Source organism: Pseudomonas sp. PKS (assembly GCF_051913525.1).
In the GTDB taxonomy this organism is placed as follows: Bacteria; Pseudomonadota; Gammaproteobacteria; order Pseudomonadales; family Pseudomonadaceae; genus Aquipseudomonas; species Aquipseudomonas guariconensis_D.
Genome location: NZ_JBEGDO010000004.1, coordinates 233705 through 257565, shown reverse-complemented (window position 1 = coordinate 257565; position 23861 = coordinate 233705). Strand labels below are relative to the sequence as shown.

Sequence of the window (23861 nt, the reverse complement as noted above, 5' to 3'; positions counted from 1 at the left end):
CATGCCTATCGAATTGCTGCCGGAAACCCCTTCTCAGACCGCCGGCCCCTATGTGCACATCGGCCTGGCCTTGGAGGCAGCCGGCAACCCCACCCGCGATCAGGAGATCTGGAATCGCCTGGCCAAGCCTGACGCGCCAGGTGAGCACATCCTGTTGATCGGTCATGTGTACGACGGCAATGGGCACCTGGTGCGCGACTCGTTCCTGGAGTTCTGGCAGGCTGATGCCAACGGCGACTACCAGGACCAATACCACCACGAGAATGCCTTCAACAGCTTTGGCCGTACCGCCACCACCTTCGATGCCGGCGAGTGGACCCTGCACACGGTCAAGCCGGGCGTGGTGAACAATGCTGCCGGGGTGCCCATGGCGCCGCACATCAACGTCAGCTTGTTCGCGCGGGGGATCAACATCCACCTGCACACCCGGGTGTATTTCGACGATGAGGCCCAGGCCAATGCCCAGTGCCCGGTGCTCAACCTGATCGAGCAGCCGCAACGGCGCGAGACGCTGATCGCCCGGCGTTGCGAGGTGGATGGGAAGACGGCATATCGTTTCGATATCCGTATCCAGGGGGAAGGGGAGACGGTGTTCTTCGACTTCTGAGTGAACTCTGGGGCTGCAGTGCAGCCCCAGGTTCTGAAACTCAACGCCGAACCAGCAGTACGCCGCTTTCCATGTGGTGGGTGTAGGGGAACTGGTCGAACAGCGCGCAGCGCTCGATGCGGTGAGTGTCCTGCAACTGGGCGATGTTGGCCGCCAGCGTCTCGGGGTTGCACGAGATGTACAGGATCCGCTCGAAGCGGCGGGTCAGCTCGCAGGTGTCCGGGTCCATGCCGGCGCGCGGCGGGTCTACGAATACGGTGCCGAAGTCGTAGCTTTTCAGGTCGATGCCTTCAAGACGACGGAACGGGCGCACCTCGTTCAGTGCCTGGGTCAGCTCTTCGGCCGACAGGCGCACCAGGCGCACGTTGTCCACGGCGTTCTCATCCAGATTGCTCAGGGCCGCATTGACCGAAGTCTTGCTGATTTCGGTGGCCAGCACCTGGCGTACGCGAGTGGCCAGCGGCAGGGTGAAGTTGCCGTTGCCGCAATACAGCTCCAGCAGGTCATCCTCACGCTCGCCGATGGCCTCGTAGGCCCAGCTCAGCATCTTCTGGTTCACCGCGCCGTTGGGCTGGGTGAAAGCGCCTTCTGGCTGGCGATAGCTGAACACGCGGCCGGCCACGTTGAGCTTTTCCACGGCATAGTCGCGACCGATGACCAGGCGCTTGCCCTTGGAGCGGCCGATGATGCTGACGCCCAGATCCTCGGACAATTGCCGTGCAGCGACTTCCCAGGCGTCATCGAGCGGGCGGTGATAGCACATCGTGATCATGGCATCGCCGGCCAACGTGGTGAGGAACTCCACCTGGAACAGGCGGTTGCCCAGTTCCTCGCTGGCCTGCCAGGCAGCCTTCAGGCGTGGCATCAATGCGTTGATCTGTTCACTCGCGATGGGGAAGTCGTCGATCAGGATCGCCTTGTGTTTTTCGCCCGGGGCGAACATCGCATAGTGGCGCTGGCCCTCTTCGCGCCACAGGCGAAACTCGGCGCGCAGGCGGTAGTGCTCGCGCGGCGAGTCGAAGACGGCCGGCTCCGGCGCGCCGAACGGCGCCAATAGCTCACGCAGCCGGGCGACTTTGCCCTCGAGCTGCGTGGAATAGGCGGAAGGGTCGAAGACAGCACTCATGCGTTGAACCAGCCCAGCTTGATGACGAACAGGATGGAAAGGATCACCAGTGCCGAGTTCAGGTCGCGGTGGCGACCGGAGATCAGCTTGATGGCGGTCCAGGCGATGAAGCCGAAGGCGATGCCGTTGGCGATGGAGTAGGTCAGCGGCATGGCCAGGGCGGTGACCACCACGGGCGCAGCTTCGGTGACGTCGTCCCAGTTTATTTCCGCCAGGCCCGAGGCCATCAGCACCGCGACGAACAGCAGCGCGGGCGCGGTGGCGAAGGCCGGTACGCTACCGGCCAGCGGCGCGAAGAACAGCGCCAGCAGGAACAGGATGGCGACCACGATGGCGGTCAGGCCCGTGCGGCCACCGGCGCTCACGCCGGCTGCAGATTCGATGTAGCTGGTGGTGGTCGAGGTGCCCAGCAGCGAACCGGCCATGGCGGCGGTGCTGTCGGCGATCAGGGCGCGGCCCATCTTCGGCATGTGGCCGTCCTTGCCCATCAGGCCGGCGCGTTTGGCCACGCCGATCAAGGTGCCGGAGTTGTCGAACAGGTCGACGAACAGGAAGGCGAAGATCACGCTGATCAGGCCGACGTCCAGGGCACCCTTGATATCCAGTTGCAGGAAGGTCGGGGCCAGCGAGGGCGGCATGGACACCACGCCGCCGAAGGGCGTCACGCCCATCAGGATCGAGGCCAGGGTCACTGCCAGGATGCCGATCAGCACCGCGCCGCGGACTTTCATGGCCTCCAGGGCCACGATCAGGAAGAAGCCCAGGGTGGCCAGGATCGGTGCAGGTTGCTTGAGGTCGCCCAGGCCCACCAGGGTGGCCGGGTTATCCACGACGATGCCGGCGTTGTGCAGGGCGATCAGCGCCAGGAACAGGCCGATACCGGCAGCGATGGCCGAGCGCAGCGGCAGCGGGATGCTGTTCACGATCCATTCGCGAATACGAAAGATCGACAACAGGAAGAACAGCACTGCCGAGAGGAAGACCGCACCCAGCGCCACTTGCCAGGTGTGCCCCATGTGCAGGACCACGGTGTAGGTGAAGAACGCGTTCAGGCCCATGCCCGGTGCCAGGGCGATGGGGTAGTTGGCGATCAGGCCCATGGTCACCGAGCCGATGGCTGCGGCAAGGCAGGTGGCGACGAAGATCGCGCCCTTGTCCATGCCGGTCTCGCCGAGGATGCTCGGGTTGACGAACAGGATGTAGGCCATGGCCAGGAAGGTGGTGACGCCCGCGAGAATCTCGGTGCGCACGTTGGTGTTGTGTGCTTTTAGTTGAAACAGCCTATCCAGCATGCCCGCTCCCCAAGGCGCCCCCGGCGCCGCGATTGAATCGTCCCCAATCAGCAAAGCACAGACCGTCGACGATGCCTGCATTTGTGTGGGGCGCAAAAAAGCCGCGCATCATACCAGTATGGGTGGCGAGGGCCTATGGCCGGTGGGAAGGCCGCTGGCCGCGTTGGCCCGTTCGCGGGGATACCCGTTCCCACAGGGGGCCTGAAGGGCCTCGGGGGACGGGCCGACGCAACCCTTGTGGGAGCGGGTTGACCCGCGAATGGGCCGTTTCAGTCACCGTGCAGCCTGTCGCGCTTGGCCAAGGTCGGGAACAGCTTCATCCAGGCCCCGGTCACTATCAGCGTGCCCACGCCACCGAGCACCACCGCCGGCACGGTGCCGAACCAGTGGGCCGTCACGCCGGACTCGAACTCGCCGAGCTGGTTCGAGGCGCCAATGAACAGGCCGTTCACCGCGCTGACCCGGCCGCGCATCTCGTCCGGAGTCTCCAACTGCACGAAGGCGCCACGGATGACCATGCTGATCATGTCCGCCGCACCCAGTATCACCAGCACCGCGAGGGAGAACCAGAACGAGGTCGACAGGCCGAAGGCGATGGTGGCCACGCCGAACACGCCGACGGCGGTGAACATCGTCAGCCCCACCTTGCGCTCCACCGGGAAGCGCGCCAGCCACAGCGACATCAGCAGCGCCCCCACCGCTGGCGCCGAGCGCAGCAGGCCCAGGCCCCAGGCGCCGGTGAGCAGGATGTCCTTGGCGAACACCGGCAGCAGGGCCGTGGCACCACCGAGCAGCACGGCGAACAGGTCCAGGGAGATCGCTCCGAAGATGTCCGGGCGGCTACGGATGAAGCGGATCCCGGCCAACAGGGACTCCAGGCTGGCACGTCCACGTTGGGCCACTTGCTGGCGGGCATCGAGGCTCAAGGTCAGCAGGCAGGCGATGACGTACAGCGCCACGGTCGGTCCGTACACCCAGATGCTGCCGAAGGCATAGAGAAAGCCACCCACGGCCGGGGCGACGATGGTCGCCGCCTGGGTTGCCGATGCCGATGCCGCCACGGCCCGTGGGAACAGCCCAGGTGGTACGACATTGGGCAACAGGGCCTGGGTGGCGGGCATCTCGAAGGAGCGCGTGGCACCGAGCAGGAAGGCCAGCACGAAGATCAGCTCGCGGCTGACGTTGTCGGTGGCACTGCCCACGGCCAGTGCCAGGGCGATCAGCGCCTGCAGGCTCTGGCACAGGGCGGCGACACGGCGCCGATCATAGCGGTCGGCGACATGGCCGGTGTGCAGCATGAACAGCACCCGCGGGGCAAACTCCACCAGCCCGACCAAGCCCAAGTCCAGGACATTTCCGGTCAACTGGTAGAGGTGCCAGCCGATGGCCACGGTGAGCATCTGGAAGCCGCTGGCGGTGAACACACGGGCCAGCCAGAACGCCAGGAAGGGGCGATGCTGGCGGAGCAGAGGCGTGGTGGAGTCGGACATCGGCGAGCCTTGGCCTCGGTACGGGGAGGCGTTGCAGGGTATCACCTGTTTGTAACAAATGGTTGCTGTTTGCCGAGAGAGACAGCTTTTTCACGCCCCTTCAAGACGGTGGGACAACCGGTCACGCGGCAATCAACCGCACGGCTCGTCCGAGTATTCGGGTCTATGCTTCCCAACAATCGTTGACTTGGGTCAATCGTTCCAAATGCAACGATCCGGCCATCGGCCGCAATCCCTGCGATCGAACAGAACAATTCCAAGACAGCGCACTCGATAACCGTGGGGGCAGTGGGCGTCAGGGCCATGAGCCCGGCGCCGGATTACCTGAAGAGGAAGCACTATGTTCGGTTTAGAGGCCTTGGAGCTCGCCCGAATCCAGTTTGCGTTTACCGTGTCCTTTCACATCCTGTTCCCGGCCATCACCATCGGCCTGGCGAGCTACCTGGCGGTTCTGGAGGGCCTCTGGCTCAGGACCGGCAACAACACCTACCGCGACCTTTACCACTTCTGGTCCAAGATCTTTGCCGTCAACTTCGGCATGGGTGTGGTCTCAGGCCTGGTCATGGCGTATCAGTTCGGCACCAACTGGAGCCGCTTCTCCGACTTCGCCGGCGCCATCACCGGCCCTCTGCTGACCTACGAAGTGCTCACTGCCTTCTTCCTCGAGGCGGGCTTCTTGGGTGTCATGCTGTTTGGCTGGAACCGCGTCGGCCGGGGGCTGCACTTCTTCTCCACGGTCATGGTGGCGCTCGGGACCCTGGTCTCGACCTTCTGGATCCTGGCCTCCAACAGCTGGATGCAGACGCCCCAGGGCCACGAGATCATCGATGGCCGGGTGGTCCCGGTGGATTGGTTGGCGGTGATCTTCAACCCCTCCTTCCCCTTCCGCCTGATGCACATGGCCACCGCCGCGTTCGTCTCCACCGCCTTCTTCGTCGGAGCCTCGGCCGCCTGGCACCTGCTGCGCGGACGTGACAACCCGGCGGTGCGCAAGATGCTGTCGATGGCCATGTGGATGGCGCTGATCGTGGCGCCGATCCAGGCGGTGATCGGTGATTTCCATGGCTTGAACACCCTCAAGCATCAGCCGGTGAAGATCGCCGCCATCGAAGGCCACTGGGAGAATAAGCCTGGCGAGCCGACACCGCTGATCCTGTTCGGCATCCCGGACATGAAGGCCGAGACCACCCACTTCAAGATCGAGATCCCGGCACTGGGCAGCCTGATCCTCACCCATAGCCTGGACAAGCAAGTCCCGGCCATGAAGGAGTTCCCGCCCGAAGACCGCCCCAATTCGACCATCGTGTTCTGGTCGTTCCGGATCATGGTCGGCCTGGGCCTTCTGATGATCGCCGTCGGTTTCTGGAGCCTATGGCTGCGCAAGCGCGGCACGCTTTACAGCTCGCGTCCCTTCCTGCACCTGGTGTTGTGGATGGGGCCGTCGGGTCTGATCGCATTGCTGGCGGGCTGGTTCACCACTGAAATCGGCCGCCAACCTTGGGTGGTCTACGGCCTGATGCGCACCGCCGATGGGGTCTCCAACCACAGCTACGGCCAGTTGGGCCTGACCCTGGTGATCTTCGTGGTGGTCTACTTCGCGCTGTTCGGCACCGGCCTTGGCTACATGATGCGTCTGGTGCGCAAAGGGCCGAAGACCGGCGAGGGCGACGAGCACAATCCTGGCGGGCCTGGCCAGCAACGTACGCCGGCGCGGCCACTGTCCGCCGCCGATGAAGGCCATCAGGCCGATTCCGCCAGTCTGAGCAAGGGGAACTGAGCCATGGGTATCGACCTTCCGTTGATCTGGGCCGTGATCATCATCTTCGGCGTGATGATGTATGTCGTGATGGACGGCTTCGACCTGGGGATCGGCATGCTCTTCCCCTTCGTCAAGGCAGAGCGTGACCGCGATGTAATGATGAACACCGTTGCCCCCGTGTGGGACGGCAACGAGACCTGGCTGGTGCTGGGCGGGGCGGGGCTTTTCGGTGCCTTCCCGATGGCCTACTCGGTGGTGCTCGAAGCGCTGTACCTGCCGTTGATCCTGATGCTGGTTGGGTTGATCTTCCGGGGCGTGGCGTTCGAGTTCCGCTTCAAGGCCACGGCGCACAAGCGTCACCTCTGGGACAAGGCGTTCATCTGGGGCTCGCTGGTGGCGACCTTCTTCCAGGGCGTGGCCCTTGGCGCCTTCATCGAAGGCTTCAAGGTGGTCGATCGCCACTATGCGGGCGGGGCTTTCGACTGGTTGACCCCATTCAGCCTGTTCTCAGGGCTGGGGCTGATCGTTGCCTATAGCCTGCTCGGTTGCACCTGGCTGATCATGAAGACCGAAGGGCCGTTGCAGGAGCAGATGCACACGCTGGGCAAGCCTCTGGCGCTGGTGCTGCTGGCGGTGATCGGCATCGTCAGCCTGTGGACGCCGCTGGCTTATCCGCAGATCGCCGACCGCTGGTTCAGCATGCCCAACCTGATCTGGTTCATGCCGGTGCCGATCCTGGTGCTGGTGACCTTCTACGGCCTGTTACGGGCGGTGGCGCGCAATGCGCACTACACCCCGTTCCTGCTGACCCTGGTGCTGATCTTCCTGGGTTACAGCGGTTTGGGCATCAGCCTGTGGCCGAACATCATCCCGCCGTCGATCTCCATCTGGGATGCTGCGGCGCCGCCACAGAGCCAGGGCTTCATGCTGGTGGGGACGCTGTTCATCCTGCCATTCATCCTGGGCTACACCTTCTGGAGCTACTACGTGTTCCGCGGCAAGGTGACCCATGACCAGGGCTATCACTAGGAGGTCGGGCAATGATGGCTGAACAGAAGAAGCCCTTGTGGCAACGTCTAGGCTGGCTGGTGCTGATCTGGGCGGGCAGCGTGGCCGCCCTCGGTGTGGTGGCCTGGCTGATGCGGATGTTCATGAGTGCGGCTGGGTTGAGTACCCACTGAGCCTTGGGGCTGCTGTGCAGCCCATCGCCGGCTCCCACAGCGCGATTGTGGGGCTGCTGTGCAGGCCCTCTCTGGCTTGCATCGGAGCTCGTGGGCGCTGGCGAAGCCTGCGATGGGCCGCAAGGCGGCCCCAATCAGGTCACTTGCGTGCCTTGAGGATCACGAACTTGGGCGTCGCCGCCACTTGCTCCACCCCTCGGAACAACCGGCCCAGCTTACTGTGGTAACCCAGGTGACGGTTGCCGACGATGTACAGCGCCCCTCCTACCACCAACGCCTCACGGGCCTGCTGGAACATGCGCCAGGCCAGGAAGTCCCCGACCACCTGCTGCTGGTGGAACGGCGGGTTGCACAACACCACGTCCAGCGACTGTTTTTCCTGCCCCGCCAGACCGTCGGCGGCGCGGATTTGCACGTCCCGCTCACCCAGCGCCGCCTGCCAATTCTCGCGGGCCGACTGCACCGCCATGTACGACTCGTCCACCAGCGTGTAATGCGCCTCGGGGTTGGCCAGGGCACTGGCGATCGCCAGCACCCCATTGCCGCAGCCAAGGTCCGCGACCCGGGCCTGGCCCAGGTTGCTCGGTAAGTGTGGAAGGAAGGCGCGAGTGCCGATGTCCAGCCCTTCGCGGCAGAACACATTGGCGTGGTTGATCAGCTCCAGGGCCGGCGCATCCAGGCGATAACGGGTGGGATAGGGCGACCGGGTGACCGGGCGCTCGGCGACGGTGGCGGTCAGCAGTCGGGCTTTTTTCTGGGCCAGCGATGCCTGGACCGGGCCGATGTACTTTTCCATCAGGTCACCTGCCGCTCGCGGCAGGTGCTTGATCATGGCGCCCGCGATCACTTCGGCGCCGGGGGCCAGATGGCCTTGCAGGCGGATCAGTTGCTCTTCGAGCAGGGCCAGGGTCTTGGGCACCCGTACCAGGACCCGGTCGAACATGCCTTGCCAGGCCTCGCTGGCGGGAATGAAGGGCACGCTGTCGAACGGCTTGCCGTTGCGCACCAGGTTCTTCTCCAGCGCCAGGCGGCCCAGGTGGGAATCGCCGCTGCTGACCACCGGCAAACGGCCTGCCAGGCTGGCTGCCAGCGCGCCGAAGCTGTCGTTGAGCACCAGTACCCGGCAATCGGCGGCAGGCGCCTGGCTGGCCAGGTGTTCCAGCAGGTACTGGTCTGCGGCGTCGAAGGCCTGCAAGGGGTCGTTGGCCTGCTCAGGCTGGCGGATGAGGTCGAGTTCGGCGAAAGGGCTGGTTAGCAGGGGCATGGCGTAGGGCTCGGGTACCAATCTGCTCGACGCAGGCCACGTCGAGCTTCAAAGGCGCGATTCTACAGGGCTTTGTCGTCCGCTTGTACGGATGGAGGCCCTACAAACCATCGGTGTTCATCCCTGGCGCTTTGCGCGACACTGGGCGCACCTGCTCGATGGAGTCCGTCATGACCGCCAGCGCCGACAAGTTCACCCGCCAGACCCTGCTTGACGTCCAGCCGCTCACCCCCAGCCTGTTCACCCTACGGGTCACCCGCGATCCTGGATTTCGCTTCCGCTCCGGGCAGTTTGCTCGCCTGGGTGTGACCAAGGCCGACGGCAGTGTGGTGTGGCGGGCGTATTCGATGGTCAGCGCGCCCCATGACGAGTTTCTCGACTTCTTTTCCATCGTCGTGCCGGGGGGCGAGTTCACCAGTGAGTTGAGCCGTCTGGGCGAGGGCGATACCGTGCTGATCGACCGCCAGGCCTTCGGCTACCTGACCCTCGACCGATTCGTTGGCGGCCGCGACCTGTGGTTGCTGGCGACCGGCACTGGCATCGCGCCGTTCATGTCGATCCTCCAGGACTTCGAAGCCTGGGAGCGTTTCGAGCACATCAAGCTGGTGTATTCAGTGCGCGAAGCGAAGGAGCTGGCCTATCTGGACCTGATTGCAGGCCTCGAGCAACGCGAGTATCTGGCGGAGTTCGCGGGCAAGCTGCAGTTCATTCCGGTGGTCACCCGTGAGGCGTATCCGGGGGCGCTGAATGCGCGGATCACCACGCTGATCGAAAACGGTGAGCTGGAAAGGGCAGCGGGGTTGGCGCTGTCGCCGGAGCATTCGCGGATCATGCTGTGCGGCAACCCGCAGATGATCGATGACACGCGCAAGGTCCTGAAGGCGCGGGACCTGCAGTTGAGCCTGAGCAAGCGGCCAGGGCAGGTGGCTGTGGAGAACTACTGGTAAACCCGCATCCACCGGGTCGGCGCTGACCCCTGTGGGAGCGGGTTCACCCGCGAAGAGGGCGCCGCGGAGCAAGAGCGTTGCGCTTGCCTGCTCCCCGCGCGCTTGTGTCACTGGCGATTCTGCGCCTTGAGCAGGTCGCGGATCTCGGTCAGCAGGGTTTCCTCGGCGCTCGGCACAGGCGGTGCGCTCGGCGCCACGGCCTCTTCACGCTTGAGGCGATTGATCGCCTTGATGCCCATGAAGATGGCGAAGGCGACGATCAGGAAGTCGATCACTGTCTGGATGAACTTGCCATACGCCAGCACCACCGCCGGCACGTCACCTTCGGCCGCCTTGAGGGTGATGGCCAGGTCGCTGAAGTCCACGCCGCCAATCAAAAGCCCCAGCGGGGGCATGACCACGTCGCCGACGAAGGACGATACGATCTTGCCAAAGGCCGCTCCGATGATGATACCGACTGCCATGTCGACGACATTTCCCTTGACCGCGAAGGCCTTGAATTCACTGAGCATGCCCATGGTTTATTCCTTGTAACAAATGGAGAGGTAATCGCAGTGTAAGCCAGCAATGCGCTTCATGCGTTGCATCGCGATTACAGACTTCGCTTAGAGCGAATAGTTTTGTCGCCTCCCAGCACATTCGAGACACGTCCGGCTCGGCTATCATGGCGATTTTTCCAGGAGACTGAGCCCATGGCCAAGGCCAAGCGCTTGTATGGCTGCACCGAGTGCGGCGCAACCTTTCCCAAATGGGCTGGCCAATGCGGCGAATGCGGGGCCTGGAACACGCTGGTCGAGACCCTGATCGAAAGCGGTGGCGCTGCGGCCCCGGCCGGGCGTACCGGCTGGGCCGGGCAGCAGGCGCAGATCAAGACCCTGGCCGAAGTCAGCGTCGAGGAGATCCCGCGTTTCACCACCAGCAGCACCGAGCTCGACCGAGTGCTGGGTGGGGGACTGGTGGATGGCTCGGTGGTGCTCATCGGCGGCGACCCGGGCATCGGCAAATCGACCATCCTCCTGCAGACCCTGTGCAACATCGCTACCCGCATGCCAGCCCTGTACGTCACCGGGGAGGAGTCCCAGCAGCAGGTGGCCATGCGTTCGCGTCGCCTGGGGTTGCCCCAGGAGCAGCTCAAGGTGATGACCGAGACCTGTATCGAGACGATCATCGCCACCGCACGGGTGGAGAAACCCCGGGTCATGGTCATCGACTCGATCCAGACCATTTTCACCGAACAGTTGCAGTCAGCCCCCGGCGGCGTGGCCCAGGTGCGCGAAAGCACGGCCTTGCTGGTGCGCTACGCCAAGCAGAGCGGTACGGCGATCTTCCTGGTGGGCCATGTCACCAAGGAAGGCTCGCTGGCCGGGCCGCGGGTGCTGGAGCACATGGTCGATACCGTGCTGTATTTCGAGGGCGAGTCCGACGGCCGCCTGCGTCTGCTGCGGGCGGTGAAGAACCGCTTCGGCGCGGTCAACGAACTGGGCGTGTTCGGCATGACCGATCGTGGGCTCAAGGAGGTCTCCAACCCGTCGGCGATCTTCCTCAACCGCACCCAGGAGGAGGTTCCGGGCAGTGTGGTGATGGCGACCTGGGAGGGCACCCGGCCGATGCTGGTGGAGGTCCAGGCGCTGGTGGACGACAGCCACCTGGCCAACCCTCGGAGGGTCACCCTGGGCCTGGACCAGAACCGCCTGGCCATGTTGCTGGCGGTCCTGCATCGGCACGGCGGCATTCCCACCCATGACCAGGACGTGTTCCTCAACGTGGTGGGTGGGGTGAAGGTGCTGGAGACGGCTTCTGACCTGGCGCTGCTCGCGGCGGTGATGTCCAGCCTGCGCAACCGCCCGCTTGCCCATGGGCTGCTGGTGTTCGGCGAGATCGGCCTGTCTGGCGAAGTCCGTCCGGTACCCAGTGGCCAGGAGCGCCTCAAGGAAGCGGCCAAGCATGGCTTCAAGCGCGCCATCGTGCCTAAGGGCAATGCGCCGAAGGAGGCGCCGGCGGGCTTGCAGGTCATTGCCGTGACGCGCCTCGAGCAGGCGCTGGATGCGCTGTTCGAGTGACATCGCGGCGGCCCTTTCGCGGGTTTACCCGCGAAGAGCACACCGCGCCATCGGGTTTGTCTAGAACAAAGAAAAAGGGGAGCCGACGATGCGCATCGGCTCCCCTCGACCACCTCTGCGGGCGATCAGTGCTCGGCTAACGCTTTGCGCCGGGGCGCCTCGTTGCCATGTTCGTCAAGCTCCATCACAGGCACTTCGTTGCCGTCGGCGTCGAACAGCTTGCCATCTTTAAAGTAGTCGCCATCACGCAGGCAGGAGATGTCCGAGTATTGGATGGTGCGCTCGTAGGCGGCGGCGAATACCGACTGCTGGTCCGAGTTGCCGGTCTTGAGGTGGTTGAACAGCAGGTTCAGCAGGATCGCCATGATCGCCGCGGAGCTGATGCCCGAGTGGAAGATGGTTTCGAACCAGCTCGGGAAGTTGTGGTAGAAGGTCGGTGCAGCGATCGGGATCATGCCGAAGCCCAGGGAGGCGGCGACGATGATCAGGTTGACGTTGTTCTTGTAGTTGACTGTCGACAGGGTGCGGATGCCGCTGGCTGCCACGGTGCCGAACAGCACGATGCCGGCGCCACCCAGGACTGGGGTCGGTACCGCAGCGATGACGCGGCCCATGATCGGCAGCAGGCCCAATACCACCAGGATGACGCCACCGGTAGCCACCACATAGCGACTCTTGACCCCAGTCACGGCCACCAGACCAACGTTCTGGGCGAAGGCGCTCTGGGTGAAGGAGCCGAAGATCGGCGCCAGGATGCTCGAGGCCATGTCGGCGCGCAGGCCGTTGCCCAGACGCTTGGAGTCGACCTTGGTGTCGATGATCTCACCCACGGCAAGGATGTCTGCCGAGGTTTCCACCAGGGTCACCATGATCACGATGCACATCGACAGGATCGCCGCGATGTGGAAGGTCGGCATGCCGAAGTGGAACGGGGTGGGGAAGGCGAAGACCGGGCCTTCGGTGACTTTGCTGAAGTCGGTCATGCCCAGCGACCAGGCGATCAGGGTGCCGATGACCATGGCCAGCAGGATCGACAGGCGCGAGATGGTCGCGCTGCCCAGCTTGCTCAACACCAGGACGATGGCGAAGGTCAGCGCTGCCAGGCCGATGTTGGCCACGCTGCCGAACTCCGGCGAGGCGCTGTTGCCGCCCATGACCCAGCGCGCGGCGACGGGCATCAGGGTCAGGCCGATGGTGGTGATGACGATACCGGTCACCAGCGGAGGGAAGAACTTGGTGATTCGCGAGAACACCGGCGTGATCAGGAAACCGATGAACGACGCCGCCATGACCGCACCGAGCACGCCCGGAAGACCGCCGCCGTCCTGGCTGCTGAGAATGGCGCCCATGGTTGCCACGCCTGCGAACGAAACCCCTTGCACCAGCGGTAGCTGACAGCCGAAGAACGGCAGGCCGAGGGTCTGCAGCAAGGTCGCCAGACCACCTGCAAACAATGATGCGGCGATCAGGATGCCGATTTCCGCGGGGGTCAGGCCTGCTGCCTGGCCGAGGATCAGGGGTACGGCAACGATGCCCCCATACATGGTCAAGACGTGTTGCAGACCATAAGCCAAGTTGGCACCAAGCCCGAGATTTTCGTCTTCGGGACGTTTGGTGGGAGACGTGCTAGGGGACGTAGTCATGGAGCAGGCTCACTTGTTTATTGTTGTGCCGCTACTGTAGACAATTCCTTCAAACAAATACCACATGAATTGTATACAAGATTTTGATCGGAGCACGAACGCAGGTGAGCGCCACGTGCGGTACAAGTGAATGCAGGTTGTGTTCCAAAGTGTCAGAGGCGGTGCTAGAGGGGTGTGTACATCCTGTCCACCGGCTGGCAGAAAGCTGTCTGGGTAGACAGGAAACACATTGAGGCTAGAACGTTAGCAGGCTAAGAGATATCAATATTCGATGAGTTCGCGCAGTTCACGCATCATTTCGGTGCCGTCGGCCACGTTCAGCTCCACAAGACGGTGCAAATGCGTCATTGAGTCGATATCGATATACAGGCAGATGAAGCCCAGGCGGGTGGGTTCTTCGTGGCGCAATTCGACCTGCATGCTCACGTGATTGTGAGGGTCGAGGTGGATGATGGCGTCGAAATCCTGGGTCAGGTCCGCATCCCAGGGTTCTGGCCTTTCGATCAACAGGCCCTTTAACGAGAGATCCAGCAGCTTTACCGGCCAGCGTTTGAGGCCCTGGCGCAGTTCGGTGGGGGCGTCGAAATCAATGCGCAGGAAACGGCGGCGTTCGTCGTGTTCGCTCATGGGGCAGGCCCTCCGGGGGGTACTTCCTGACTATAGTTGATTGTGTATGTCCTTCCGGTACCTGAATCGGGCCGCAGAGGCTCTAGACCAAAGCAAGTGTGGCAATGCGCGATGACACGCCCTAGACTCGATGGGCGGTCTTTTTCCAATCCACCAGCTGGAAGTAAACCATGAACAACAATAATAGCCTGCTACGCCACATTCCGTGGCTGGCGCTGGCAGTCATAGGAGCCTGCGCGTTGGGTGTGGTTGCCCTGCGTCGCGGCGAGGCGATCAACGCCTTGTGGATCGTGGTCGCGGCAGTGGCCATCTACCTGGTCGCCTACCGCTACTACAGCCTGTTCATCGCCACCAAGGTGATGCAACTCGACCCCCGTCGGGCCACACCGGCGGTGCTCAACAACGATGGCCTGGACTACGTCCCGACCAACAAACACATTCTCTTCGGTCACCACTTCGCAGCCATTGCCGGCGCAGGCCCCCTGGTCGGTCCGGTGCTTGCCGCGCAGATGGGCTACCTGCCCGGCACGCTCTGGCTGATTGCAGGCGTCGTGCTGGCAGGTGCGGTGCAGGACTTCATGGTCCTGTTCCTGTCCACTCGCCGTAACGGCCGTTCCCTTGGGGACATGGTCCGTGAGGAAATGGGCCGCATCCCCGGCACCATCGCCCTGTTCGGCTGCTTCCTGATCATGATCATCATCCTCGCGGTGCTGGCGCTGATCGTGGTCAAGGCCCTGGCCGAGAGCCCATGGGGCATGTTCACGGTGATGGCGACTATCCCGATCGCGATGTTCATGGGCGTATACATGCGCTACATCCGTCCGGGTCGCATCGGCGAGATCTCGCTCATTGGCGTGGTCCTGCTGCTGCTGTCGATCTGGCTGGGGGGCCAGGTAGCGGCCGATCCGGTCTGGGGCCCGGCGTTCACCTTCACCGGCGTGCAGATCACCTGGATGCTGGTGGGGTATGGCTTCGTGGCTGCCGTGCTGCCGGTATGGCTGGTGCTGGCGCCGCGTGACTACCTGTCGACGTTCCTCAAGATCGGCACCATCGTGGGCCTGGCCATCGGTATCTTGATCATCGCGCCGGAGCTGAAGATGCCGGCCCTGACCCAGTTCACCGACGGCACCGGCCCTGTCTGGAAGGGCACCCTGTTCCCGTTCCTGTTCATCACCATCGCCTGTGGCGCGGTGTCCGGCTTCCATGCGCTGATCTCTTCGGGGACCACGCCCAAGCTGCTGGACAACGAAGTCAACGCTCGCTACATCGGCTACGGCGGCATGCTGATGGAGTCGTTCGTTGCCATCATGGCCATGGTCGCCGCCTCGGTGATCGAGCCGGGTGTGTACTTCGCCATGAACAGCCCGGCCGCAGTGGTCGGTGCCGACGTCGCGTCGGTCGCCCAGACCGTCAGCAGTTGGGGCTTCATGATCACCCCCGAGCAGCTCGAGGCCACCGCCCGTGACATCGGCGAGCACACTGTCCTGGCCCGTGCCGGTGGTGCGCCGACCCTGGCGGTGGGGATCGCCCAGATCCTGCACCAAGTGCTGCCGGGCGATAACACCATGGCGTTCTGGTACCACTTCGCGATCCTGTTCGAGGCGCTGTTCATCCTCACCGCGGTGGACGCCGGTACCCGTGCCGGTCGCTTCATGCTGCAGGACCTGCTGGGCAGCTTCGTTCCAGCCCTCAAGCGTACCGACTCGTGGGGCGCCAACCTGCTGGGCACCGCAGGCTGCGTGGCCTTGTGGGGCTACCTGCTGTACCAAGGGGTGATCGATCCGCTCGGTGGCATCAACACCCTGTGGCCGCTGTTCGGCATCTCCAACCAGATGCTGGCCGGTATCGCCCTGATGCTTGGCACCGTGGTGCTGATCAAGATGAAGCGCCAGCAGTACGTCTGGGTCACCCTGCTGCCAGCGGCCTGGCTGCTGATCTGCACCACCGCCGCAGGCCTGATCAAGCTGTTCGATCCGAACCCGGCAGTGGGCTTCCTGGCCCTGGCCAACAAGTACAGCGTCGCGCTGGACGCAGGCCAGGTACTGGCGCCGGCCAAGGACATCGGCCAGATGCAGCACGTGATCTACAACGCCTACACCAACGCGGGCCTGACCGTGTTGTTCCTGGTGGTGGTGTTCAGCGTGCTGATCTTCGCGATCAAGGTCGGCATCGCCGCCCTGGGCCGCAAGGAGCGCAGCGACAAGGAAACTCCGTTCCAGGCCTTGCCTGACGCGTAACCGAAGAGGAATGCAGTGATGTTCAACGACCTGGGTCGACTGGGTAAGTACCTAGGCCAGGCAGCCCGCCTGATGGTCGGCATGCCTGACTACGACAACTATGTCGAGCATATGCAGACCAAGCATCCGGACAAGCCGGTGATGAGCTACGAGGCGTTCTTCCGTGAGCGTCAGGAGGCCCGTTACGGTGGCAAGTCCGGCCCCAAGTGCTGTTGACGCAACCCCTGGGAGGTCGGCTGCCGGCCTCCCATTGAACATCACGCCCCTCATTGAGTAGCAGAACCTGTGGGAGCGGGTTTACCCGCGAAAGCGTCGGTGAGTTCACTGGCGCATTCGCAGGCAAGCCTGCTCCCACAGGTTTATTGCTTGAGGCCTCGCGCAATTCTTATCAGCTTCAGGAGACGACTGCGTGCAAACGCCTATTCCCGTGACGGTGCTGACCGGCTTTCTCGGTGCCGGCAAGACCACCCTGCTCAAGCACATGCTCAAGGCCGAGCACGGTCTGAAGATCGCCGTGATCGAAAACGAGTTCAGTGAAGCAGGCATCGACAGTCAACTGCTCGGTGACGAGCCAGTACAGGTCATGACCCTGGCCAACGGCTGCGTGTGCTGCACCATCCACACCGACCTGACCAAGGCCCTGTACCTGCTGCTCGAGCGCCTGGATGCCGGCGAGATCGCTTTCGACCGCCTGGTGATCGAATGCACGGGCCTGGCTGACCCGGCTCCGGTGGCACAGACCTTCTTCATCGACGAGGACCTGCGCGAGCGCTACCTGCTGGACGGCATCATCACCCTGGTCGATGCCGCGCACGCCGAGGTGCATCTCACCCAGGCCATCGCTCAGGCCCAAGTCGGTTTCGCCGATCGCCTGCTGCTGAGCAAGACCGACCTGGTCGAGCCTGAGGGCGTGAAGGCCTTGGAGCAGCGCCTGTCTCGCATCAACGGTCGTGCCGCGATTCGCGTGGTCGAGCATGGCCGCATTGACTTGGCCGAGTTGCTGGATGTGCGCGGCTTCAACCTCAATACCGACTTGGGCGCCAACCTCAAGCCCGCGTTGCGACCGGTGCTCAAGCCCGCTACCCCGGATCGTATCTCGACCCTGGTGCTGTGTACCGACACCCCGCTGGACATCGACCGCCTCAGCGACTTCATGAACGAGCTGCTGGAAAGCCATGGCAAGCAATTGCTGCGTTACAAAGGCGTGCTGAACATCGCCGGTGAGGACCGCCGCTTGGTGTTCCAGGGGGTGCTCAAGCTGTATGGCTTCGACTGGGACGCCGAGTGGGCCGAGGGAGAGAAGCGGGAAAGCGTGATGGTGTTCATTGCCGATGAGCTGCCGGAAGATAAGATCCGGGCGGGGTTCGAGGCGTTGAGCCAAGGCTAGCAGCTGATCCAGCGACTTATCGCTGGGCAAGCTGAACCCATCGTGAGTTTTACGCACAATGAAAAAGCCCGGCACAAGGCCGGGCTTTTTCACATCAGGCGATTGCCGATCAGTTGCCGTACACCGGCAGCTTCTTGCAGATGGCCTTGACCTTCTCGCGAACGGCGTCGATCACCGCTTCGTTGTTCAGGTCGGCGAGGATGTCGCAGATCCAGCCGGCCAGCTCGCGGCATTCGGCTTCCTTGAAGCCACGGGTGGTGACGGCTGGGGTGCCGAAACGCAGGCCCGAGGTGACGAACGGGGAGCGTGGGTCGTTCGGGACCGAGTTCTTGTTGACGGTGATGAAGGCCTTGCCCAGGGCAGCGTCGGCGTCCTTACCGGAGATGTCCTGCTTGATCAGCGACAGCAGGAACAGGTGGTTCTGGGTGCCGCCGGAAACGACGTCGAAGCCACGTTCGATGAACACACTGGCCATGGACTGGGCGTTCTTCACGACCTGCTGCTGGTAAGCCTTGAACTCAGGCTGCAGTGCTTCCTTGAAGCAGATCGCCTTGGCGGCGATGACGTGCTCCAGCGGGCCGCCCTGGGCGCCTGGGAAGACGGCCGAGTTGAGCTTCTTCTCGATTTCTTCGTTCTTGCGCGCGAGGATCAGGCCGCCCCGTGGACCGCGCAGGGTCTTGTGGGTGGTGGTGGTGACCACGTCGGCGAACGGAACAGGGTTCGGGTAGACGCCTGCGGCGACCAGGCCGGCAACGTGGGCCATGTCGACGAACAGGTAGGCACCGACTTTGTCGGCGATGGCGCGGAAGCGGGCGAAGTCCAGGACCTGCGAGTAGGCCGAGAAGCCCGCGACGATCATCTTCGGCTTGTGCTCGACCGCCAGGCGCTCGACTTCGTCGTAGTCGATCAGGCCGTTGCTGTCGATGCCGTACTGGATGGCGTTGTACAGCTTGCCGGAGGAGCTCACGGCGGCGCCGTGGGTCAGGTGGCCACCGTGGGCCAGGCTCATGCCCAGGATGGTGTCACCGGCCGACAGCAGGGCCAGGTAGACGGCGGCGTTGGCCTGGGAGCCGGCGTGCGGCTGGACGTTGGCGTAGTCGGCGCCGAACAGCTGCTTGGCACGGTCGATGGCCAGTTGCTCGACGACGTCGACGTACTCGCAGCCACCGTAGTAGCGCTTGCCTGGATAGCCTTCGGCGTACTTGTTGGTCAGTACCGAGCCCTGGGCTTCCATGACGGCGGGGCTTGTGTAGTTTTCCGAAGCGATCAGCTCGATGTGCTCTTCCTGGCGCAGAGCTTCTTGCTGCATGGCTTCGAAGAGCTCGGCGTCGTACTTGGCAATGGTCAAATCACGGCTGAACATGGCGGTCCTCAAGGATCGGGCTGAATTGGGTGGGCATTCTAACCGATTGATTCGCCACTGGCATATGAAGTGGTGTCACGTAGCAGACCAATGGGGTTCATGTTGCAACCCGCGCCCTGACTGGGCTGCGCACCTGTGCAGGTTGACTCGAAAGTCCGGTTTTGCCTGCGGCTGGCCTGGGCGGTCAAGCGACGCTTTTGCGGGTAAACCTGCGAACCGCCTCGCTCACTGGAACACGAACAACGTCTCGTGGCTGAACTGCGCCTCGAACTGGTGGGCCGGCATGGGGCGGCCGAACAGGTAGCCTTGCACTTCGTCGCAGTCGTGTTCGCGCAGGAATTCCAGCTGCTCGTGGGTCTCGACCCCCTCGGCAATGACCGCCAGGTTCAGGCTGTGGGCCATGGCGATGATCGCCCGGGCGATCTGGGCGTCCTGCTCGCCTTCCGGCAGGCCATCGACGAAGGTGCGGTCGATCTTCAGCACGTCGATGGGGAACTGCTTCAGGTAGTTAAGCGACGAATAGCCGGTGCCGAAGTCGTCGACCGCGATGCTCAGGCCGAGGTTCTTCAGACTGTCCAGGATCTGCATGGCCTCGTTGACTTCGCGCATCAGGATACTTTCGGTCAGTTCCAGCTCCAGGCATGCCGGGGGCAGTCCGGTTTCCTCGAGGATGGTGGCGATGCGCGTACCCAACTGGCCATCGGAGAACTGGCGCGCCGAGATGTTCACCGACACCTTCGGCACCCGCAGCTTGGCTTTGTGCCAGGCCTTGAGCTGGCGGCTGGCTTCTCGCAGCACCCAGTCGCCGACGTCCACCACCAGGCCCAACTCCTCGATGACCGGGATGAAGTCGCCCGGTGGAACCAGGCCTCGACGTGGGTGACGCCAGCGCAGCAGGGCCTCGGCACCGGTCAGGCGTTTGCCGTCTCCGCTGAACTGCGGCTGGTAGTAGAGGATGAATTCGTTCTGCTCCAGGGCATGGCGCAGGTCGCTTTCCAGCTCCAGGCGCTCCAGGGCGCTGGCGTTCATGTCGGCCTGGTAGAACTGGAAGTTGTTCTTGCCGCGCTCCTTGGCGTGGTACATCGCGGTGTCGGCGTTCTTCATCAACTGGCTCAGCTCACCGCCATCCTGCGGGCTGAGGGCGATGCCGATACTGGCAGTGACGAAGAACTCGCGGTTTTCCAGGACGAACGGGCGCACCAGGCTGCCGAGGATGTTCTCGGCCACGTGAATGGCGCGGTTCAGGGCCATTTCGCGGCTGGCCTTGGGTTGCAGCAGCAGGGTGAACTCATCGCCGCCCATGCGCGCAACGGTATCGTCGTCGTCGACGCAGGCCAGCAGGCGCTGGGCCATGTCCTTGAGCATGCGATCGCCTGCAGCGTGGCCGAGGGAGTCGTTGATCGGCTTGAAGCGGTCCAGGTCCAGGAACATCAACACCACCCATGACTTGTGCCGCTCGGCCTGTTGCAACGCGGTGAACAGGCGATCCTGGAACAAGGTCCGGTTGGGCAGGTGGGTCAGGGCATCGTAGTAGGCTAGGCGGTGGATGCGCTGTTCACTGGCCTTGCGCTCGCTGATGTCGGTGAAGAAGCACACATAGCTGGCCAGGTCGCCCTCGTCGTCGAGCACGGCGGTGATGCCGACCCAGGCCGGGTAGTGCTCGCCGTTGCGACGCTTGAGCCAGACTTCGCCTTCCCAGCTACCACGTTGATGCAGCTGCTTGACCACATAGCGCAGGTGCGCCTCTTGCTGGGCGTCGACCGTGAGCATGCCGGGCAGTTGATCGAGCACCTCGCTGACCGCATAGCCGCTGACTCGGCTGAATGCCTCGTTGGCTTGCACGATATAGCCGGCCGGGTCGGTGATGAGGATGGCCGACGTGGAATGCTCGAATACCGTTGCGGCCATGCGCAGGTCTTTTTCAGCGCGGCGCTGCTGGCTGATGTCACGCCCGACGCCGAGCACACCTTCGAAGTGTTCGTGCTCGTCCCAGACCAGCACCAGACGCAGCTCGATGGGAATCTTGCGACCATCGGCGCGCAGGCAGTCGAACAGGAACAATTGGGTGGGCAACTGGCTGCGCAGTTGGGCCAGCTGCTCGCTGTCGTGCAATGCCTTGCTGACCCGCTCGAGCAGGGTGTAGACGCCCGTGAGTTGGGCCGGGTTGGCGACGATCGATTGCCAGCCGTGCTCGAAGATCCAGTCGGCCTGATAGCCCAGCACCGCCTGCACCGACGGGCTGACATAGTTGAGTTGCAACTGGCTGTCGGTGGAGAAGATCACGTCGCTGATGCTTTCGGCCAGCATGCGGTAGCGCTGCTCGCTGTCGCGCAGCGATTCACTGGCTTCGATCTGCACCGTGACGTCCTTGCCCACCCCGATGATGCGTGTCACCTGGCCATTGGCCTCGCGGCTCAGGACCTGCTCGCGGATTTCGTAGCAGCGCCAGCCGCCGTCACGGTGGCGGAAGCGCAGTTGGCAATGCAGGGTCTGGCCGTGACCGGTGTCACGCTGCTGCTGGCGGAGCGCTTCGTAGTGTTCGGCATCCTCCGGATGCAGCAGCAGTTCCCAGAAGCGATCCCCCATCTGTGTAAGCTCGGCGCGGTCGTAGCCCAGGGTCTGGCCGAGATGGCGATTGCTGAAGATGATCCGTTGGCTGTGCACATCCTGCACGTACAACTGGTCGGGAACGGTTCGCACCACGTCCGACCAGAAGCTCTCGCGTTCGAGCAGTGACAGCTCGACCTGTTTGCGGCGGGTGATGTCGCTGATGCTCAGGATCACCGCCTGGTAGTCCCGGCGCTGCTGGGGCAGGCGGGCCATCAGCCAAAGGTGCAGCTCGCCGCTCGTGGGCGCGGGCAGACGCACTTCCAGTTCCAGCAGGTTGCGTTGCTCGATCAGCGCATCGATCAACTGCATGCCGACGCTTTCGCGGCCATCGCCGCTGCCGTCGATCAGGCGCTGCCAGGCCCCCTCGTGGCATTGCACGTTGAGCAGTTGACGCGCGACTTCGTTGATTTCGGTGATCTTCAGCTCTTGCAGCAGCGAGCGGCGCAAATTGGCATCCAGGGCCAGGCTCTGCTTGAGGGCGGCATGGTTGCGCAGGTGGTAGCGGTCGAGCTGGCCAGGCAGGCTGGACAGGTCGAGCACGCACAATGCCACGCCCGTGCCTTCGAAGATTTCCTGGTAGCGACGACGGTCTTCCTGCAGCGCCCGATGGCGACGGCGCAGGTTGATCAGGGCCAGCACCGGCAGCAGGGCGCAGAACAGCACCAGTAGGCATTTTCCGATCAAGGGTGGGAGCAGGTCGGCACGTGCCTGCTCGGCGTCGAACAGCCCGCGCAGTTGCCAGGCACTGTTGTCGATGAAGGCCAGCATCACGCTTTGCAGAGGCTCGCTGGGCTGCGGGACTGCTCCGTGCCGCTCGAGAACCTTGCCGCTGCGGCTGTTTTCCAGCAGCCACAAGAGGTGACCCGTGCCGTTGAGGTGTTCGGACAGTTGCTGGTAGTAGCGGGGGGCAAGCCGCAACAACCAGTAGCCGCGGTCGTCTGGCTGGCGCAGCAGCAGGTAGATCTGGTGGTTGTCCGCGGTATTGCTGAAGAAGTACGGGCGGCCTTGGATCAATTGCAGCAGCTCGTCAATCGATTGACGGTCCGGGCTACCGGCCAGGCTGTCGGCCACGACCCTGCCGCCGTTGTCCAGCCAGGCCAGTTGTTGCAGGGTGGGAAGACGATCACGAACCGCGCGCAGCGCAGCGGGCAAGGCCGCAGGTGTCGGGGCGTTGACGTAAGGCTGGAGAATGTTCCCGGCCTGTTCGGCCTTCAGGGCCATGTTCAGGCTCAGGTGATCGGCCAGCTGGGCGCTCGCTGCCAGGCTCTGGCGGTGCAGCTCGGCCTGGGTTTGGCGGTATTGGGAGAACAATTGCCACAGCAGCAACGCCAGCAGGACCAGGGCCAACAAGGCCAGGGCGCTTTTGAGCGAGCCCCGCGGATTGCCAGCCGAGGCAGGTTCAGCAGGGCGCAGGGAGGGCGATCGAGTGAGATTGGTCAAGCGTTGATCCTGCGATTGGGCTGGCGATGGCAGGGGCTGAACATGCATGGGGCGTGCCTGGGCATATCGCCGGGCGCACTATTATAGAGTGGCGCATCAAGCCGACTAGCATGCCTTGAATTATGGCGAAGTGCCACTCTTCTGTCCGCTGCCGATGGTCGACATCCTGTTCGGCAAGACCCTTCAAGCTGTGCGAGAATGCGCGCCGCTTCATAGTCAACGCTTCTGGAGATGTACGGTTTTGGTTACTCACTATTCCACCAATGGCCTCGATTCCGCCTGTGGGCGCAGCAGTCAGACCCTGGTCAGCACTGCCGTGACCGACGACGTATCCTGCAAGTCCTGCCAGCGTTCGTTGGCAAAGCCAGATGCCACCAGCGCGGCGGTGCGCAAGAGCCCTTCGCTGGCTGAACTGCGCAAGTCGGCCAAGGCCTGTGTCGAACCGGCTGCCGAGCCGGTTGCCGTGGCTGCACCCTCGGCAAAACCTGCCGCCAAACCGGTTGCCCAGCGTGGCGCCAAACCAGGCGCGAGCAAGCCGGCACGCACCGGCGGTTTCAGCGTCAAGGCCGCCTGGGCTGCGCGCCTGGCCGAGCAGAACGACCGTTGCCGCCTGCCACGCGGCAAGGCCAAACAAGCTCACGTCTGAGTTTGCCTCGGCGCAGGCCGCTCCCTCCGGTACAGCCCGCGTACGGAAGGGGAACGGCCTCGCCAGAGCACTCTTCCTTCAATGCACCCATTCGACGCCCCGCCATCTGTGAAACGCCACGACTTGGCGTAGAATGGCCCACTTTGTTCAACGACACCCCGTAAACACATCCCCCTGGCCCA

19 protein-coding genes are annotated in these 23861 nt (G+C 63.5%); 10 read left to right on the top strand and 9 right to left on the bottom strand.

From position 1 onward, the window contains the following. Position 1: 1 nt before the first annotated feature. On the top strand, positions 2–607 hold the full coding sequence (gene pcaG, locus ABOA88_RS06815; RefSeq protein WP_367851337.1) for a protocatechuate 3,4-dioxygenase subunit alpha: 606 nt from the start codon (positions 2–4) through the stop codon (positions 605–607). Between the two features lie 40 nt (positions 608–647). Here pcaG and trmA read toward each other — a convergent pair whose 3' ends face one another. From trmA to ABOA88_RS06800, 3 genes are all read right to left on the bottom strand, one after another. Next, a complete protein-coding gene (trmA, locus tag ABOA88_RS06810; protein ID WP_196169813.1) occupies positions 648–1733 on the bottom strand; it encodes a tRNA (uridine(54)-C5)-methyltransferase TrmA in 1086 nt (361 codons plus the stop codon). Further along, complete coding sequence (locus ABOA88_RS06805; RefSeq protein ID WP_196169812.1) at positions 1730–3025, bottom strand: NCS2 family permease; 1296 nt, start codon at positions 3023–3025, stop codon at positions 1730–1732. Before ABOA88_RS06805 ends, trmA begins: the two co-directional genes overlap by 4 nt. A gap of 269 nt (positions 3026–3294) precedes the next feature. Next, on the bottom strand, positions 3295–4515 hold the full coding sequence (locus tag ABOA88_RS06800; protein ID WP_367851338.1) for an MFS transporter: 1221 nt from the start codon (positions 4513–4515) through the stop codon (positions 3295–3297). A 340-nt stretch (positions 4516–4855) separates the two neighbouring features. Between ABOA88_RS06800 and ABOA88_RS06795 the strand changes: the two genes are divergently transcribed. Genes ABOA88_RS06795 through ABOA88_RS06785 form a run of 3 tightly spaced genes read left to right on the top strand, consistent with a single transcriptional unit; the run spans position 4856 to position 7455 of the window. Further along, on the top strand, positions 4856–6292 hold the full coding sequence (locus tag ABOA88_RS06795; RefSeq protein WP_196169810.1) for a cytochrome ubiquinol oxidase subunit I: 1437 nt from the start codon (positions 4856–4858) through the stop codon (positions 6290–6292). 3 nt (positions 6293–6295) lie between these two features. Next, positions 6296–7303, top strand: coding sequence for a cytochrome d ubiquinol oxidase subunit II (cydB, locus tag ABOA88_RS06790; RefSeq protein ID WP_043208417.1), 1008 nt, complete (start codon positions 6296–6298; stop codon positions 7301–7303). An 11-nt stretch (positions 7304–7314) separates the two neighbouring features. Then, positions 7315–7455 carry a DUF2474 domain-containing protein gene (locus ABOA88_RS06785; protein WP_043208419.1) on the top strand — a complete coding sequence of 47 codons (141 nt, stop codon included), beginning with the start codon at positions 7315–7317 and terminating at the stop codon, positions 7453–7455. Positions 7456–7594: 139 nt separating this feature from the next. Here the strand turns inward: ABOA88_RS06785 and ABOA88_RS06780 are convergent, their stop codons facing one another. Continuing rightward, on the bottom strand, positions 7595–8719 hold the full coding sequence (locus ABOA88_RS06780) for a methyltransferase (RefSeq protein WP_367851339.1): 1125 nt from the start codon (positions 8717–8719) through the stop codon (positions 7595–7597). A gap of 170 nt (positions 8720–8889) precedes the next feature. Here ABOA88_RS06780 and ABOA88_RS06775 point away from each other — a divergent pair, with 170 nt between their 5' ends. Beyond that, a complete protein-coding gene (locus ABOA88_RS06775) occupies positions 8890–9666 on the top strand; it encodes a ferredoxin--NADP reductase (RefSeq protein WP_196169808.1) in 777 nt (258 codons plus the stop codon). 107 nt (positions 9667–9773) lie between these two features. On the opposite strand, the gene mscL is transcribed toward ABOA88_RS06775, so the two are convergent. After that, positions 9774–10184 (bottom strand): large-conductance mechanosensitive channel protein MscL, encoded by a 411-nt coding sequence (gene mscL / locus ABOA88_RS06770; protein ID WP_070092760.1) that lies wholly within the window; start codon positions 10182–10184, stop codon positions 9774–9776. Positions 10185–10358: 174 nt separating this feature from the next. Here mscL and radA point away from each other — a divergent pair, with 174 nt between their 5' ends. Then, complete coding sequence (radA, locus tag ABOA88_RS06765; protein WP_367851340.1) at positions 10359–11726, top strand: DNA repair protein RadA; 1368 nt, start codon at positions 10359–10361, stop codon at positions 11724–11726. Positions 11727–11851: 125 nt separating this feature from the next. Here radA and ABOA88_RS06760 read toward each other — a convergent pair whose 3' ends face one another. Next, a complete protein-coding gene (locus ABOA88_RS06760) occupies positions 11852–13369 on the bottom strand; it encodes a nucleobase:cation symporter-2 family protein (protein WP_196169806.1) in 1518 nt (505 codons plus the stop codon). 261 nt (positions 13370–13630) lie between these two features. After that, complete coding sequence (locus ABOA88_RS06755) at positions 13631–13996, bottom strand: PilZ domain-containing protein (RefSeq protein ID WP_196169805.1); 366 nt, start codon at positions 13994–13996, stop codon at positions 13631–13633. A 170-nt stretch (positions 13997–14166) separates the two neighbouring features. On the opposite strand from ABOA88_RS06755, the gene ABOA88_RS06750 reads away from it, so the two are divergent. From ABOA88_RS06750 to yjiA, 3 genes are all read left to right on the top strand, one after another. After that, positions 14167–16233: a carbon starvation CstA family protein gene (locus tag ABOA88_RS06750; protein WP_196169804.1), complete on the top strand. Its 2067-nt coding sequence runs from the start codon at positions 14167–14169 to the stop codon at positions 16231–16233. An 18-nt stretch (positions 16234–16251) separates the two neighbouring features. After that, positions 16252–16449, top strand: a complete 198-nt coding sequence (locus ABOA88_RS06745; RefSeq protein ID WP_008094130.1) for a YbdD/YjiX family protein — start codon at positions 16252–16254, stop codon at positions 16447–16449. A 193-nt stretch (positions 16450–16642) separates the two neighbouring features. Continuing rightward, positions 16643–17620, top strand: a complete 978-nt coding sequence (gene yjiA / locus ABOA88_RS06740) for a GTPase (protein ID WP_367851341.1) — start codon at positions 16643–16645, stop codon at positions 17618–17620. A gap of 109 nt (positions 17621–17729) precedes the next feature. On the opposite strand, the gene glyA is transcribed toward yjiA, so the two are convergent. Continuing rightward, positions 17730–18983, bottom strand: coding sequence for a serine hydroxymethyltransferase (gene glyA, locus ABOA88_RS06735; protein ID WP_367851342.1), 1254 nt, complete (start codon positions 18981–18983; stop codon positions 17730–17732). Positions 18984–19208: 225 nt separating this feature from the next. Continuing rightward, a complete protein-coding gene (locus tag ABOA88_RS06730; protein WP_367851344.1) occupies positions 19209–23033 on the bottom strand; it encodes a sensor domain-containing protein in 3825 nt (1274 codons plus the stop codon). Between the two features lie 241 nt (positions 23034–23274). Between ABOA88_RS06730 and ABOA88_RS06725 the strand changes: the two genes are divergently transcribed. After that, positions 23275–23679, top strand: a complete 405-nt coding sequence (locus ABOA88_RS06725) for a hypothetical protein (RefSeq protein WP_196169801.1) — start codon at positions 23275–23277, stop codon at positions 23677–23679. The last annotated feature ends 182 nt before the right edge of the window (positions 23680–23861 follow it).

Excerpts from the sequence above, each read along its gene's own strand:
- pcaG (WP_367851337.1), top strand. The coding sequence starts at position 2 with ATGCCTATCGAATTGCTGCCGGAAACCCCTTCTCAGACCGCCGGCCCC.
- trmA (WP_196169813.1), bottom strand. The coding sequence starts at position 1,733 with ATGAGTGCTGTCTTCGACCCTTCCGCCTATTCCACGCAGCTCGAGGGC.
- ABOA88_RS06805 (WP_196169812.1), bottom strand. The coding sequence starts at position 3,025 with ATGCTGGATAGGCTGTTTCAACTAAAAGCACACAACACCAACGTGCGC.
- ABOA88_RS06800 (WP_367851338.1), bottom strand. The coding sequence starts at position 4,515 with ATGTCCGACTCCACCACGCCTCTGCTCCGCCAGCATCGCCCCTTCCTG.
- ABOA88_RS06795 (WP_196169810.1), top strand. The coding sequence starts at position 4,856 with ATGTTCGGTTTAGAGGCCTTGGAGCTCGCCCGAATCCAGTTTGCGTTT.
- cydB (WP_043208417.1), top strand. The coding sequence starts at position 6,296 with ATGGGTATCGACCTTCCGTTGATCTGGGCCGTGATCATCATCTTCGGC.
- ABOA88_RS06785 (WP_043208419.1), top strand. The coding sequence starts at position 7,315 with ATGATGGCTGAACAGAAGAAGCCCTTGTGGCAACGTCTAGGCTGGCTG.
- ABOA88_RS06780 (WP_367851339.1), bottom strand. The coding sequence starts at position 8,719 with ATGCCCCTGCTAACCAGCCCTTTCGCCGAACTCGACCTCATCCGCCAG.
- ABOA88_RS06775 (WP_196169808.1), top strand. The coding sequence starts at position 8,890 with ATGACCGCCAGCGCCGACAAGTTCACCCGCCAGACCCTGCTTGACGTC.
- mscL (WP_070092760.1), bottom strand. The coding sequence starts at position 10,184 with ATGGGCATGCTCAGTGAATTCAAGGCCTTCGCGGTCAAGGGAAATGTC.
- radA (WP_367851340.1), top strand. The coding sequence starts at position 10,359 with ATGGCCAAGGCCAAGCGCTTGTATGGCTGCACCGAGTGCGGCGCAACC.
- ABOA88_RS06760 (WP_196169806.1), bottom strand. The coding sequence starts at position 13,369 with ATGACTACGTCCCCTAGCACGTCTCCCACCAAACGTCCCGAAGACGAA.
- ABOA88_RS06755 (WP_196169805.1), bottom strand. The coding sequence starts at position 13,996 with ATGAGCGAACACGACGAACGCCGCCGTTTCCTGCGCATTGATTTCGAC.
- ABOA88_RS06750 (WP_196169804.1), top strand. The coding sequence starts at position 14,167 with ATGAACAACAATAATAGCCTGCTACGCCACATTCCGTGGCTGGCGCTG.
- ABOA88_RS06745 (WP_008094130.1), top strand. The coding sequence starts at position 16,252 with ATGTTCAACGACCTGGGTCGACTGGGTAAGTACCTAGGCCAGGCAGCC.
- glyA (WP_367851342.1), bottom strand. The coding sequence starts at position 18,983 with ATGTTCAGCCGTGATTTGACCATTGCCAAGTACGACGCCGAGCTCTTC.